This is a genomic window from Streptomyces sp. NPDC058401 (assembly GCF_042722885.1).
In the GTDB taxonomy this organism is placed as follows: Bacteria; Actinomycetota; Actinomycetes; order Streptomycetales; family Streptomycetaceae; genus Streptomyces.
On record NZ_JBHXKA010000184.1, the window covers coordinates 1 to 12,918 of the forward strand.

Consider the following 12,918-nt stretch of genomic DNA (forward strand, 5'->3'; position numbering starts at 1 on the left):
ACCTCACGCCCCCCCCGTGGGCGTCCCCCCACCCCCTCGCCGGGTGGGACCCCCCCCCGCCCGCCGCCACGGCGAGAGTCCTCGCGGGCGCACGCGCGGCCGGCGGCCGGGCCGGGCGGACCCGCGCGCTCAATGCGCGGCGTCCCGTACGGGGCGCTTGAGCAGGTAGCCGCCCGCGCACAGGACGAGCACGGCCATGCAGGCGATGAACACCAGTCCGGCGCCCTCCAGCCCGAGGGGGCCCTCCAGGAGTCCCACGCCGATCACGGGCAGTGAGATGCCGGTGTACGCCACCAGGAACAGGGTGGAGATCACGGCGGCCCGATGGTCCGCGGGAGAGGCCCCGGTCACGGCGGACAGGGCCCCGCGGAAGGCGAGCCCCTGCCCGAGTCCGCCGACGAGGGCGCTCAGCACCACCAGCGGCAGCAGGTCCCACACCAGCGCGCCCGCGAGGAGCGCCAGCCCGGCGAGGAGCACGGCGCAGCCCAGCGGCAGGGACCGCTGCACCCCGACGCGGCCGACGGCCAGCTGCCCGGCGGTCGAGGCGAAGAAGGCCAGTGCGACCACCAGCCCGCTCAGGGCCCGGTTGTGCACGTCCAGCGACTCGGCGAGGAACGCCGGGCTGACGGAGGTGAACACCCCGAACAGGGCGAACCCCACGAACGCGGCGATCGCGGCCGGCCCGAACACCGCCCGCACCTGCGGGGGCAGGGCGGGCCGCTGCGGTCGTACGGTGCTCAGCGGGCGCCGCTCGCGCACCGTCTCCGGGAGCTTCAGCAGGACGGTTGCCGCGCCCGCCACGAGGCCGAGGTGCACCACGAAGGGCAGGTACAGCGGCCAGGAGGCGTACTGCGCGAGGACTCCGGCGAGCAGCGGGCCGCAGCCCAGCCCGCCCATGTTGGCGGCGGTCGCCACGAACGTGGCCCGGGCGGCGCCGCCGGGCGGCGCCAGCTCCATCACGTAGGCCGTGGCGGCGCCGGTGAACAGGCCGGCTGACAGGCCGGACAGCAGCCGTCCCGCGTACAGCCAGGGCATCCCGTCGGCGCACAGGAAGCAGACGGCGCTCACCGCGGCGAAACCCAGACCGGCCAGCAGTACCGGCCGCCGGCCCACGGCGTCCGAGGCGTTGCCCGCCAGCAGCAGGACGCCGATCACCCCGAAGGCGTAGACGGCGTACACCACGGTGACCATCAGCGCGGAGAAGCCGAACTTCTCCTGGTAGAGCCCGTAGAGGGGGGTCGGCAGCGTGGTGCCGGCCATGCAGACGGCGAACACCGCGCCGGCGAGCAGGCACCGGCGCCACCCTTGTCGATCAAGGTCCATGCGGCCGACCGTATCCCGTGGGGAGCCCGGGGTCCGCGTCAGTAGACCAGTTTGTAGGTCACGTCCTTGGCGACCGGCTCAGGTGCGGTGTCGGTGTAGACGAGCCGGATCGTGGTGAACCGCCGCAGATCGGGGTGCTCCGGCCAGGCCTGCGGCCGGCTCAGGGTCACCGTGACCGGGTAGGCGCGGAAACGGCCGGCCGCGCAGTAGGGGCGGCAGTCGTTCACCATGTCGGTGCCGGTGGCCGTGGCGCTGCCCGGCCCCCAGCTGTTCCAGCGGAGGCCGACGAGCCGGTTGTTCCCGTCGCCGCAGGCGAGGATGTACTCCGCGGGGCGCATCTGGGCCTGCGAGGAGCAGTCGACGACCACCACCGGGTCCTGTGGATCCGGGGTCCGGGCCGATGACGCGGCGCCGGTGCGCGCGGAGGCGGGGAGCGCGGCGGCCGGGAGCAGGGCGGCCGTCAAAGCCGCCACCGCGCACAGCAGGGTCGCCGTTCTCCGCACCGTACGCCGGGATGCGCGTGCGGGGCCGCCACCTGCGGAAACGTTCACGGAAGACCTTCCTTGCCACTCTGCGCGCCGCCGGCAGCACCGGGGTCTTCCCAGCTTCCCCCATGGGGGTGAAGCCCGCACCCGCGGGAACCGCTCGGGGGCGGGCCCCCGCTCATGGGTGCGGCCGTCACGGGTGCGGGCGCCGGCTCACTTCTTGCGCAGCAGGGCGCAGACGAAGTCCTCCTGGACCTCCCGGACGTGTGCGAGCAGGTCCGGGTTGATGGTCAGGGAGGTCTGCGCGGTGATGGTGAAGGTCAGCGAGCGGCGGCCGTCCGCCGTGGCCGCGACGAGCTGCGTGTAGCCGGCCGTGTTGCCGGTGTGGCCGTACACCGTCCCGCAGCGCGTGGTGTAGCGGAAGATCCCCAGGCCCGCCTCGGTGCGGCCGGGGCCGGGGGGCTGGGAGAGGGCGCCGGGGATGAACCGGAACTGCTGGCGCCGGGTGCGCTCCGAGACGAGGGCGCCGCCCGCGTAGCCCCGGATGAAGGCGGTCAGGTCCTTGGGCGTCGAGACGATGCCCCCGGACGCCCAGGCTCCCGAGGCGCCCACGGCCTCGCTGACGTCGACGGGCCCCTCCTGCGGGTCGATCTGGTAGCCGTGGAGGTAGGGCTCGGGCAGCCGGTATCCCTGGGGCAGGCTGGTGGCCCGCAGTCCCAGGGGTTCGTAGACGAGCTCGCGCAGCAGCGTCTCGTACCGGCGTCCGGTGGCGGCCTCGGCCACGAGGGCGATGGCGATGTTGTCGGAGTTGGAGTACGCGTAGCGGCTGCCCGGCGGGAAGCCGAGGTCCTCGTCGGCGACGAATTCCAGCAGGCGGCGGGAGTCGAAGCGGTGGCGGGGGTCCGCGGAGATGATGTCGATGAACTGCTGGGAGCTTGAGTAGTCAGGCAGTCCACTGGTGTGGTTGAGAAGTTGACGGAGCGTCACCTCGTGCCACGCGGCCGGCTGCCCGGGCAGCACCTCGCCGATCGTGTCGTCGAGGTGCAGCCGGCCGCGGTCGACGAGCCGCAGGGCCACCGCTCCGCTGAAGGCCTTGGCGACGCTGGCGATCCTCATGTGGTCCGTCGCCCGCGGCGGGCGGCCGCTCTCCACGTCGCCGACGCCCGCCCGGTAGACCTGCGTACGGTCGCCGTCGCCGAGGACGGCGATGACCCCGGGCGGTCCGTCGGGCCGCTCCACCAGCTCGCGCAGTTCCTGGTGGAGGTCGGCCCCGGGCGGCGGATTGCGGTCCGCTCCGGCCTGCGCGGGCTGCACGGAGACGGCGAGCAGGGCGCCGCACACGGCGGTGGCGGCGGCCAGGCGCAGCGACGGGCGGATCCGACCGGAGCGGCCGTGCGGACGTCGGGACACGGAGGTACCTCCCGGGGAAGACGGATGCGGTGGCCCACGATGACAGGGCCCGCACCGCCCCCGGCGGCGACGCGGCCGGGGGCCGCCGCACCGTGGCCCATCCGGCCCTCACGGGCCCGGGCCGTCCGGCACCGGGCGGCACCGGGCGGGGCTACCAGACGGGGATGGGCGCGGGCGCCTCCGTCCCGAGGTCCGGTGCGTCGCGGAGTTCGACGGTGGTCCCGGGCCGGTGGAGTTCGAGGATCACCAGGGTGTTCCCGCCCGCGCGCCACAGGGGGCCCGGTGCGTACAGGGTCAGCTGCGGGCCGCGCTCCCAGAACCGGCCCAGGGCGAAGCCGTTCAGCCAGACCATGCCCTTGGTCCAGCCGGGGAGCGCGATGAACGCGTCGGCAGCGGCGTCCAGTTCGACGGTGACCCGGTGGAAGGACGGGCCGTCCGGAAGCTCGGCGTGGCCGAACTCCAGTCCCGACAGGTCATCGAGGGGCAGCGGCCTGGTCTCCCAGCCGAACTGGTACTGGTTGTCCAGCCTGACTCCGTCGCGGATGCCCTTGCGATCGGCCAGCAGGGGGCCGTAGTTGATGCGTCCCTGGTTCTCCACGAGGATGTCGAGTTCCGCTCCCCCGTCGGGTACGGCGACGGCCAGTGCCGCGAGCGGCTCGTCCCGTTCGAGGAGTCCGATCTCCCGTCCGTCCAGGAAGACCTGGGCCCGGTCGGCCAGCCCGTCGATGCGCAGGGCCGCCTCGGGCAGGGGCCCGCGCAGGCGGGTGCGGTAGTGGATCAGGCCCAGGGACTGGCCGGCTTCCTCCATGGTGAGCGGTTCGACGTGGTGCACGGGCTTGGAGAGTGCGTCCAGGGAGTCGGCGAGCGAGACGCGTCCCTCCACGGAGAGCGTCCGGGGAACCACGCGCGGGGGCAGAGCGGGGGGTTCGTGGGTGACGGGGGCCGTGTGACGGCCGATGACCTCGCGGAAGAGGTGGAACTTCGGGGTGAGTTCACCCGCTTCGCCGACGGGGGCGTCGTAGTCGTAGCTCGTCACGTCGGGCTGGTAGGAGGTTCCGTCGTGGTTGGCGCCGTTCCACCAGCCGAAGTTCGTGCCGCCGTGTCCCATGTAGATGTTCACCGAGGCACCCGCGGCGAGCAGGCTGTCCAGGGTGGCGGCGGCGTCCTGGGCGTCGCGCGTGTGGTGCGGCTCGCCCCAGTGGTCGAACCAGCCGTGCCAGTACTCCACGCAGACCAGCGGGCCTTGCGGCTGGTACGTGCGCAGGGTCGCGAGCGAGCTCTCGGGGCGCGAGCCGAAGGTCCCGGTGGTCAGGACGCCGGGGATGCGGCCGCCGAGCTGGAACCCGTGGTCGGCCCCGTCGGTGGTGAACAGCAGGCAGTCGAGGCCCCGTCGGACCAGGCCGTCGCGGAGGTGTTCCAGATAGCCGGTGTCGTTGCCGAAGCTGCCGTACTCGTTCTCCACGCCCAGGGCCACCACCGGGCCGCCCCGGCTGCCGAGCAGGGGGTCCAGTACGGGGGCCAGGGCGTCGAACCAGGCGTCGACCGCGGCCAGGTACGCGGGGTGGCGGCGGCGGAGCCGCATCGTGCGGTCGGCGAGCAGCCATCCGGGCAGTCCGCCGAACTCCCATTCGGCGCAGATGTAGGGGCCCGGCCGGACGATGACGTCGAGTCCCAGGTCGCCGGCGGTCCGCACGAAGGCCGCGACGTCGTTCGGCCCGTCGAAGTCGAAAGCGCCGGGCCGGGGCTCGTGGACGTTCCAGGCCACGTAGGTCTCGACGGTGTTCACGCCCATCGCGCGCAGGCGCAGCAGGCGGTCGGCCCAGAGGTCGGGGTGCACCCGGAAGTAGTGGATGGCCGCGGAGACGATCCGGTGCGGGCTGCCGTTCCGCAGGAAGCCGGTCTCGTCCGTGGCCAGCGTCGTGATCGGCGTCGTGATCGGCGTCGTGATCGACGGGTGGGATGGCTTCACGTGTGCGCTCTCTTTCGGTGCCTTCGAATGGCGCGCAGAAAGCGCTTTCTACCGCCGCTGATCACGCTAGGCCGAAGCAGCCCGAGGGGTCAAGGGAGATCGCACATGCGGGAGCGGGGCACCGGCCTTCCGGCGTCGTGGAGTCACGGTGTGTCCGGGCGCTCCGCGCTTCCGGGCCGGGACAGCAGGTACACGCGTTCCTTGAGTTCGCCGATCGCCTTGTAGTCGGCTTCCAGGGCCGCCGGGTCCTCGTCGGCCAGGTAGACGGTGAGGGGGCTGCTGGGCAGGTCGACCGTCGGGCGGATCCGGCGGCCGGGGCGGTACTTCACGGTGAGGTCGCGCACGGTGGGCAGCGCGGTGATCTCCTCCAGCACGGCCTCGTCCACGCCTTCGACGATCCCGTCCAGCGCGGTCGTGGTGTCGTGGACGAAGGCCTCGATGAGCTTGGTGTACGTCCGGCCGCCGTAGCGCTGCCGGAACTCCGCGGGCCGTGCGTAGGCCAGCGCCGTGGCGGCGGACTGGTCGATGCCGAGGCAGAGTTCCTGGAACCCGGCGTTCAGACCGCCGTTGAGGCGGGCGGCGACCTCCACCAGGACCGGGCCGGAGGCGGTCATGATGACCTCGGCGTGGACCGCTCCGTGCCGGATGTCCAGGGCCTCCAGCACGGTGTCCACGTAGGCGACGAGCTCGGGGACCGGTTCCCGGCCCGGGTCGAGCAGGACGTCCCGGTCGTAGATGCGGCGGCCGGACCCGATGTCCCGCTTGCGGTACTCCCAGACTCCGCACACGTACCGCTCCCCCTGGGAGCAGGCCATGTCCACCACGTACTCGGTGCCGTCGAGGTACGACTGCGCTAGGGCCTCGGTGTTGGGCTGCTGGAACAGGTCCCTGGCCGACATGACCGAGCGCGCGGCCCGCACGACGGCGTCGCCGTCCCGGCAGATGTGGACGTTGTCCGCCCCGGAGGAGCTGATCGGTTTCACGACGACGGGGTGGACGCCCTCCCGCTCCGCCCAGGCGCGCAGTTCTTCGGGGTCGGCGGACCGGTGCTGGCGCGCGCACCTGATCCCGGCCTCCCGCAGGGCTTCGATCATGAGGAACTTGTCGCGTCGGGCGGCCGAGCGGCGGGTGCCGTTCGTCATCAGCCCGAGCCGCTCACTCAGTTCGTCGGCGAGCCGGACCCCGAACTCCGCTCCGGCGAGTACGGCCAGCGGGCGGTGGCGGGCCAGCTCGCGTGCCGTGGTCGCGGGATCCGCGCAGACGAGGTTTTCCCGGTAGGCGGCGAGCCGGGGCGGCGCGAGGGGGGCTATGAGTTCGGGGGTGCTCTGTACGTGGACGGCCTCGACGCCTAGCCGGGCGAAGGCCGGCAGGAGGAAGTTCCCCGTCGAATAGCCGTCCACGATGGCCACGGTCGGGGTCGTCCGGCCCGTCTGGTTCGCCTGGCCCGTCTGGCCCGTCTGGCCCGTCTGGTTCGTCTGGCCCGTCTGGCCCGTCTGGCTCGTCCGGTTCGTCTGGTTCATCTGGTTCTTCTTCTGCGTATTCATCGTCGTCCACCTGCCCAGGTCACGAGGGGCCCGCTGCCGAGGCCCGCGAACAACAGCACCGCGCTGAGGGCCAGCCAGCCGGGCAGCCCCATCCCGAGGGGCAGCAGGCTCATCACCGCGGGGGCGACGGCTTCGACGGCGCCGCTGCCCAGTCCGAACACGCCGGCGTACTGGCCCTGCAGCCGGGCCGGCGCCAGGCCGAAGCAGTACTCGTACGAGGCGGCCGCGTACCAGAGCTCGCCGAAGGCGAAGACGCCCATGCCGGTGAGCAGCAGGGCCGAGGCCGTCCAGGGGGAGGTTCCGGCCGCGAAGGCCATGAGCATGAGGCCTGCGGCGAAGGCGGCGCCGGCCCAGGCCATGCGCCGGCCGGCCGTCCTGGCGTCGTGCACGCCCCGGCTCACGGGGACCTGGAGCAGCACCACGAAGGCCATGTTGAGCACCAGTACCGCGGAGACCATCCAGCGGGGTGCGCTGGTGTGGCCGACGATCCACAGCGGGAGCAGGAAGCCGGAGGCGGCGTAGTTCAGGGACAGCACCGCGTTCACCAGCGTGGCGCTCAGGTACGTGCGGTCCCGGAGCGCGGCCCAGCCCCGGTCCTTCTCCTCGGCCTCCTCGGCGGGGTCCGGGGCGGTTTCGGGCAGGCGCAGCCGCAGCAGGATGAGCCCGCAGCCCACGTAGGCGAGGGCGCGGCACACCACGAGGGCCAGGTACGCGGGCCGGCTGTCGATCTGGATGGCGAAGCCGGCCGCGACGGAGCCGAAGGCGAGGGCGAGGTTGGTCACCGAGCGCAGGTAGCCGATGAACAGGGTCGGGTTGCCTTCGGCGACCCCGCGGATGAGCGGCGCCTTGCTGGCCTCGTCGGCGGGGATGACCGCTCCCGCGACGAGGGAGACCGCGAAGAAGGACCAGAACGATCCGATGAGGGTGAAGCAGGAGATCGCAACGCCGCCGCCGAGCATGACGCAGATGTGGACGCGTTTGGGTCCCCACTGGTCGGCCAGCCGTCCGACCAGGACTCCGGCGATCAGCCCCGCCATGGCCCCGCCGAACAGGCCCATCGCGACCCGGCCGGCCGGTAGTCCGACGACACGGGTGAAGTACAGGACGCTCGCGGTGGTGAACATGCCGCCGCCGAAGCTGTTCGCGAAGGTGGCGACGGTCAGGATCCGCTGCGCCTGCGTGGCCGGGAGGAGCCTGCGCACGCCGACGGGCGGGGGCGCGGACGCGGGGGCGGCCGTCACTGCCACAGTGCGTCCCCGAACCGGGCGCCGGGTCGCAGGACGTGCTGCAGCTCGCGGAGTTCGCGGCCCTTGAGGCCGTCGGGGACGACCACGAGCCTGGTACGGAACCAGTCCCACACCTCGGCGAACCGGTCCTGGAGCTCCTCGGCGGAGTCCGCCATCACCATGAACTGGCCGATCCGCTGGCCCGTTCCGGCGACTTCGGGGGCGTACTCCCCCACGGGCCGCTCGATCCGGACGAACTCCACCCCGGGCAGGGCGGCGATCTCCGCGGCGGAGGGGCAGTCGAGCAGCAGGCCGGCTCCCGCGGTGAGGTAGGCGCCGCCGACGACCGCGGGGCGGATCTTGACGTCGAGTTCGGGCCTCCTGCCGAGGGCGACCTGGACGGCGCACTGCGCCAGGTCGACGTTGAACTTGGCCTGCACCACCTCCTGCACCAGGGCGCCGCCGCGGCGTGCGGCGCATTCGCCGAAGGTGAGCGTGCCGGTGTCGGGGTCGTGGAAGAGCTCCAGGTGGAACATTCCGTCCCGCAGGCCCAGGGCCTCCAGGGAGGCCTTGATCACGGGGAGCGCCCGGTCGTGGGCCCAGCCGTCGACGGACGGGTCGAAGTGGCGGAAGTGCAGGGGCTTGCCGGTGTCCACGGCCGTGAGGCAGGGGTCGCCGTACCGCCCGAGTGCGCAGAAGAGCAGTTCGCCCTCGTACAGGACCCCGTCGGCGATCCATTCCTCGCCGCGGACGAACTGCTCCAGGACGAAGGTGCGTTGCGGGGTGGCCTGCCTGCGGTACTCGCCGCTGCGCCGGTGGAGCTCGGCCGCGGAGGTGACGACGGAGGTCCGCTCGGTGGCCGCTCCGGCCACCGGCTTCAGTACGGCCCGCTCGAAGGGGAGCCGGTCGATCGCCGCGACGTCGTGCACGTCCTCGATGACCTCGGCTCCGGCCGTGGCGATGCCGGCGGCGCGGATCTCGCGCTTCTGCACGGACTTGTCGCGGAACCGTACGGCGACTTCCGGCGCCGTGAAGGGCAGGCCGAGGTGCCGGGCGAGCAGGCCGACCATGACCAGGGAGTCCTCGTCGGTGGTGTACACGGCGTCGAAGGCGCGGCCCGTCAGGCCGGCCCGATCGAGGGCCATCAGGACGGCTTCCGGGCTGGTGTGGTCGTCCACGCGGAGCACGGTCACCTCGTCGGGTATCGCGATGTGCCCCTCGTCCCAGGACGCGGCCCCGCAGATGACGGTGGTGTCGAGGCCGAGGCGGACACAGGCCCGCATGCCATAGCGGTCGAGACCCACGATCAGGATCCTCGGGGGGCTGGCGTTCTCCATGGCGCTTCCTTCCTCATGCCCGCTGCCTGCACGGCCGCTGTCTGCACGGCCGCTGCCCGCACGGCCGCTGTCTGCACGGCCATTGATGCAGAGATGGCAACTTCATGTCAACGGCAAGGCACATCCGTTGCTGATGCTCGGCAATATATGGCAACATCCCTGTCCCATGAGACCCTTCTGGCTGCTGACCGGAGCCACGGCACTGTCCATGGCCGGAAACACCTTCCTGTACCTGGCGGTCCCCTGGGCGCTGATCCAGGCCACCGGATCCACTCTGCTCGCCGTGCTGAGCATGGCCGCGCAGACGGCCCCGTACCTGGCCGCACCGTTCCTGGGCCCCTTCATCGACCGCCACGACGCCCGCCGCCTGTTCATCGCGGGCGAGCTGGTGCAGGGCGCCTGCGTCGCGCTGATCCCGCTGCTGCTGACCGTCGGTCAGATCGCGGTGGTGTTCGCCTCGCTGTGCCTGATGGGGCTGGCGAAAGTGGTCTCCGACGTCGCCGGGGACTACGGCCTGATTCCGGCCCTGGTACCGCCGGAGCGGCTGGAGCAGGCGACCAGCCGCTTCAACGCGGTGCAGCTGGTGGCGCGGTTCGCCGGGCCCGCCCTGGCCGGAGTGACCATCGCCGCGGCGGGGCCCGGCCCGGCCCTGGAGATCGACGCGGCCACGTTCCTCGTCACCGCCGTGACGGCGTTCTTCCTGCCCCAGGTCGCCCGGCAGGCCCGGAAGGCCGGCGCGTCCGTGGGCACGCTGCTGCGGGAGGGCATCGTCTACTTCCGCTCGCGCCCGGACCTGCTCCGGCTGACCGGGGCGGTCGCGCTCTACAACCTCGGCGCCGGCGCACTGGAGCCGACCCTGCTCACCCTCGGCACCGGACGGTGGCACTGGTCCTCGGCCGCCCTGGGCCTGGCCGTGTCCTGCGGCGCCGTGGCCGCCGCGGCCGGTGCCTGGGTGAGCCCCATGGTCCCGGCGGGCGAGGGCCGCCGCCGGCTGCGCGTCGGCGTGTGGCTGGGGGTGGCCGCCCTGGGCTCAGTGGGCCTGCTCATCGGCGAGCCCCTCGCGGTCGTGGCCTCCTTCTGCCTGCTGTGCTTCGGCGAGGGAGGCGTCAACACGACCACGATGAGCTACCGCCAGCACGAGATCCCCGCGGAGTTCAGCGGCCGGGTCAACACCCTCATCCGGATGTTCGTCACCGGGGCCGTACCCGTGTCCTCGCTGCTGCTCGGGCTGACGGTGGGTCTGGCCGGCTCCCACGGTTCCCTGTTCGTGTTCCTCCCCGTCACCGCGACCGCGGTGCTCGCCGTGCTCCTGTGGTTCGCCCCCGCACGAAGCCGCCGGACGCCTGTCCGGCAGCACGCTCCCCTGGTCACCGCGAGCGGCGACCGGCCCCCGACACGAAACGGATGACAGCACATGGACATCGTCGACCACCACGGGCTGTCCGTCGCCCACGTCTCCCCCGAAGAGCTGGCGGGCCGCCCCTGGTACGGCGCCCGCCGGCACATCGACGTGGTGCGCGCCACCGCCCCCGCGGCCGGGGCGTACGAGGAACTCGCCGCGGCCGGCTTCGTCCGGAAGCCGGCCTTCTTGTCGTGGACCGCCGAACTGGGCCCGGACGAGGACGCGTTCCTGTCCCGGCTGGAGACCAAGGCGCGCCAGGACATCCGGCGGGCCCGCGCCCGGGCGGAGCGGGCCCTGAGGCTGGAGGTCCACGACCCGGTGGGGCCGGAGGCGCTGGACCGCTTCCTGACGCTCTACCGGCAGCGGGTCGACGCGATGGCGTACGGCATCCCGATCGCCTTCCGGCAGCGGGAGCGGCTGCTCGACGGACGCGAGAAGTACTTCGCCGTCCTCGCCCTGCAGGACGGGGAACTGGCCGGCGGCTGCATCGCATGGGAATGCCCCGGGCAGGACGCGGTGCGGATCCGGTTCTCCACGGTGACCGAGGACTGGCGCCGGGACTCCCTCGCCCGCACGCTCTACTTCGCCGCGATGCGCACGGCCCGGGAGAAGGGCTACCGCTGGGCGACGCTGGGCGACGAGCCCAATCTGTACGGCCACCTGACCAAGGCCGGCCTGTTCCGCTTCAAGGTGCGCATGGGGTTCCGCTGCGTGCCCTCCCAGGACTTCCACGACCCCGACGGCCTCGACGAGGCCGACCTGGTCCTGAACCTGGACCGGCTGCGCGACCCGTGCCTGATCCTGGGCTACGCCTCGGACGCCCCGGGCGACCGCTCCCTGCGCGCCCGGCTCGTCAGCGACACCCCCGCCGATCTGCGGGCCTACGCGGCCCCGTTCCTCGCGGGCGTCGAGCACACCCCGCCCGCGGGGACGCCCGCCCGCGCCGCAGCCTCGTAGACCTCGCAGACCTCGCAGACCTCGCAGACCTCGCAGACCTCGTAGACCTCGTAGACCTCGTAGACAGCACGATGCGGCGGCAACGGCCCGGGCCGTTGCCGCCGCATCGTCGCGGTCACATGGTCGAGCCGGACCCGGCGGTGAACGCCTCGGCGTTGCCGCGCAGGACGGTGCCGGGCCTGCCGTCGACCCCGACCGTGGTGGTGCCGGCCACCGTGACCCGCTCGCCGCGGCGGTGCTGGTCGCCGTAGTCGTGGACGGCGTAGTGCAGCGTGGACCGGTTGTCCCACAGGACCAGGTCCCCGACCTGCCACTTCCAGCGGACGGTGTACTCCGGCTTGGTGGCGTGCTCCACCAGGACCCGGAGCAGGTCGCGTCCGGCCTGCGGGCCGAGTCCGGTGACGCTGCGCGCGAACCCGCCGACGAAGAGGGAGCGTTCACCGGTCTCCGGGTGGACCCGGACGGCCGGGTGCTCGGCGCTGAAGACGTTCTTCAGGTAGCTGCTCCGCACGTCGCCGGTGTACGTGGCGTCGGTGAAGTCGGAGTCGTTGGAGTGGACGATCCGCAGCCCGTCCGCGAGCGTACGCAGCCCCTCCGACAACTCCTGGTAGGCAGCGGCCGTGTTGGCCCATATGGTGTCGCCTCCGACGGGCGGGCAGACCGTGTTGTGGAGGATGGCGACGGCGGGCGGGTTCTCCATGTAGGTGAAGTCGGCGTGCCAGTGGTTGGCGCGCGTGCCCTCGCCCTTGGAGTCCATCTCGCGCAGCAGCGGGCGCCCTTCGGGGCCTCCGTAGATCGGGTGGCCGAGCGTCAGGTCGCCGAAGCTGCGCCCGAACACGACGAGTTGGTCATAGTCGAGCTGCTGGCCGCGCAGGAAGATCACCTTGTGGGTGAGGAGCGCCTTCCTGAGTTCCGCGGCCACCGAGTCACTCAGCGGACGCGCCGCGTCCACGCCGGTGATCTCGGCGCCGATGTTTCCCGCGAGCTGCTTCACCCCGACCCTGAGACCACTGTCGGCAGTCATGACGTCAGTCATGCGTTTGGACCTTTCTGGGCTGTGTGGGGGCGCGAACCGTGCGCGTCACGGCCGGGAAGTCCCGCCGGTGAGGCGGATCCTCCCGCACGTCCTGCACAGGGATCGTCGCCGGTTGCGCCTCGTAGCACGATCGATGTTGCCATGACTTGCCAGACTTGGCAACACTGGGCGATGGGGTGGTGTGCGGAACGTGCCACAACGCGGCGGCGCGCGTGACCGCGATGGGTCA

The 12,918-nt window shown here is 72.5% G+C and carries 10 protein-coding genes; 2 read left to right on the forward strand and 8 right to left on the reverse strand.

What is annotated here, in order from left to right; translation table 11 throughout:
- Window positions 1–129 precede the first annotated feature (129 nt).
- The 7 genes from ACFWNV_RS36730 to ACFWNV_RS36760 all read right to left on the reverse strand — a co-directional run bounded on the left by ACFWNV_RS36730 (window position 130) and on the right by ACFWNV_RS36760 (window position 9,294).
- The gene (locus ACFWNV_RS36730) at window positions 130–1,323 is read right to left on the reverse strand and encodes an MFS transporter (protein ID WP_383955709.1); all 1,194 of its coding nucleotides are present in this window, start codon (window positions 1,321–1,323) and stop codon (window positions 130–132) included.
- 38 nt (window positions 1,324–1,361) lie between these two features.
- Window positions 1,362–1,874 carry a hypothetical protein gene (locus ACFWNV_RS36735; protein WP_383955712.1) on the reverse strand — a complete coding sequence of 171 codons (513 nt, stop codon included), beginning with the start codon at window positions 1,872–1,874 and terminating at the stop codon, window positions 1,362–1,364.
- A 147-nt stretch (window positions 1,875–2,021) separates the two neighbouring features.
- Window positions 2,022–3,218 (reverse strand): serine hydrolase domain-containing protein, encoded by a 1,197-nt coding sequence (locus ACFWNV_RS36740; RefSeq protein ID WP_383955715.1) that lies wholly within the window; start codon window positions 3,216–3,218, stop codon window positions 2,022–2,024.
- A gap of 151 nt (window positions 3,219–3,369) precedes the next feature.
- Window positions 3,370–5,187, reverse strand: coding sequence for a beta-galactosidase family protein (locus ACFWNV_RS36745; protein WP_383955717.1), 1,818 nt, complete (start codon window positions 5,185–5,187; stop codon window positions 3,370–3,372).
- Window positions 5,188–5,330: 143 nt separating this feature from the next.
- Window positions 5,331–6,731, reverse strand: a complete 1,401-nt coding sequence (locus ACFWNV_RS36750; RefSeq protein WP_383955720.1) for an ATP-grasp domain-containing protein — start codon at window positions 6,729–6,731, stop codon at window positions 5,331–5,333.
- On the reverse strand, window positions 6,728–7,972 hold the full coding sequence (locus ACFWNV_RS36755; RefSeq protein WP_383955723.1) for an MFS transporter: 1,245 nt from the start codon (window positions 7,970–7,972) through the stop codon (window positions 6,728–6,730). The genes ACFWNV_RS36750 and ACFWNV_RS36755 overlap by 4 nt, the downstream gene beginning before the upstream one ends.
- Window positions 7,969–9,294 (reverse strand): hypothetical protein, encoded by a 1,326-nt coding sequence (locus ACFWNV_RS36760; RefSeq protein WP_383955726.1) that lies wholly within the window; start codon window positions 9,292–9,294, stop codon window positions 7,969–7,971. The genes ACFWNV_RS36755 and ACFWNV_RS36760 overlap by 4 nt, the downstream gene beginning before the upstream one ends.
- A 166-nt stretch (window positions 9,295–9,460) precedes the next feature.
- On the opposite strand from ACFWNV_RS36760, the gene ACFWNV_RS36765 reads away from it, so the two are divergent.
- Together ACFWNV_RS36765 and ACFWNV_RS36770 are read left to right on the forward strand one after the other, a co-directional pair.
- Window positions 9,461–10,702, forward strand: coding sequence for an MFS transporter (locus ACFWNV_RS36765; protein WP_383955728.1), 1,242 nt, complete (start codon window positions 9,461–9,463; stop codon window positions 10,700–10,702).
- A gap of 6 nt (window positions 10,703–10,708) precedes the next feature.
- A complete protein-coding gene (locus ACFWNV_RS36770) occupies window positions 10,709–11,653 on the forward strand; it encodes a GNAT family N-acetyltransferase (protein WP_383955731.1) in 945 nt (314 codons plus the stop codon).
- 115 nt (window positions 11,654–11,768) lie between these two features.
- Here the strand turns inward: ACFWNV_RS36770 and ACFWNV_RS36775 are convergent, their stop codons facing one another.
- Window positions 11,769–12,677, reverse strand: a complete 909-nt coding sequence (locus tag ACFWNV_RS36775) for a TauD/TfdA dioxygenase family protein (RefSeq protein WP_383955734.1) — start codon at window positions 12,675–12,677, stop codon at window positions 11,769–11,771.
- Between the last annotated feature and the right edge of the window lie 241 nt (window positions 12,678–12,918).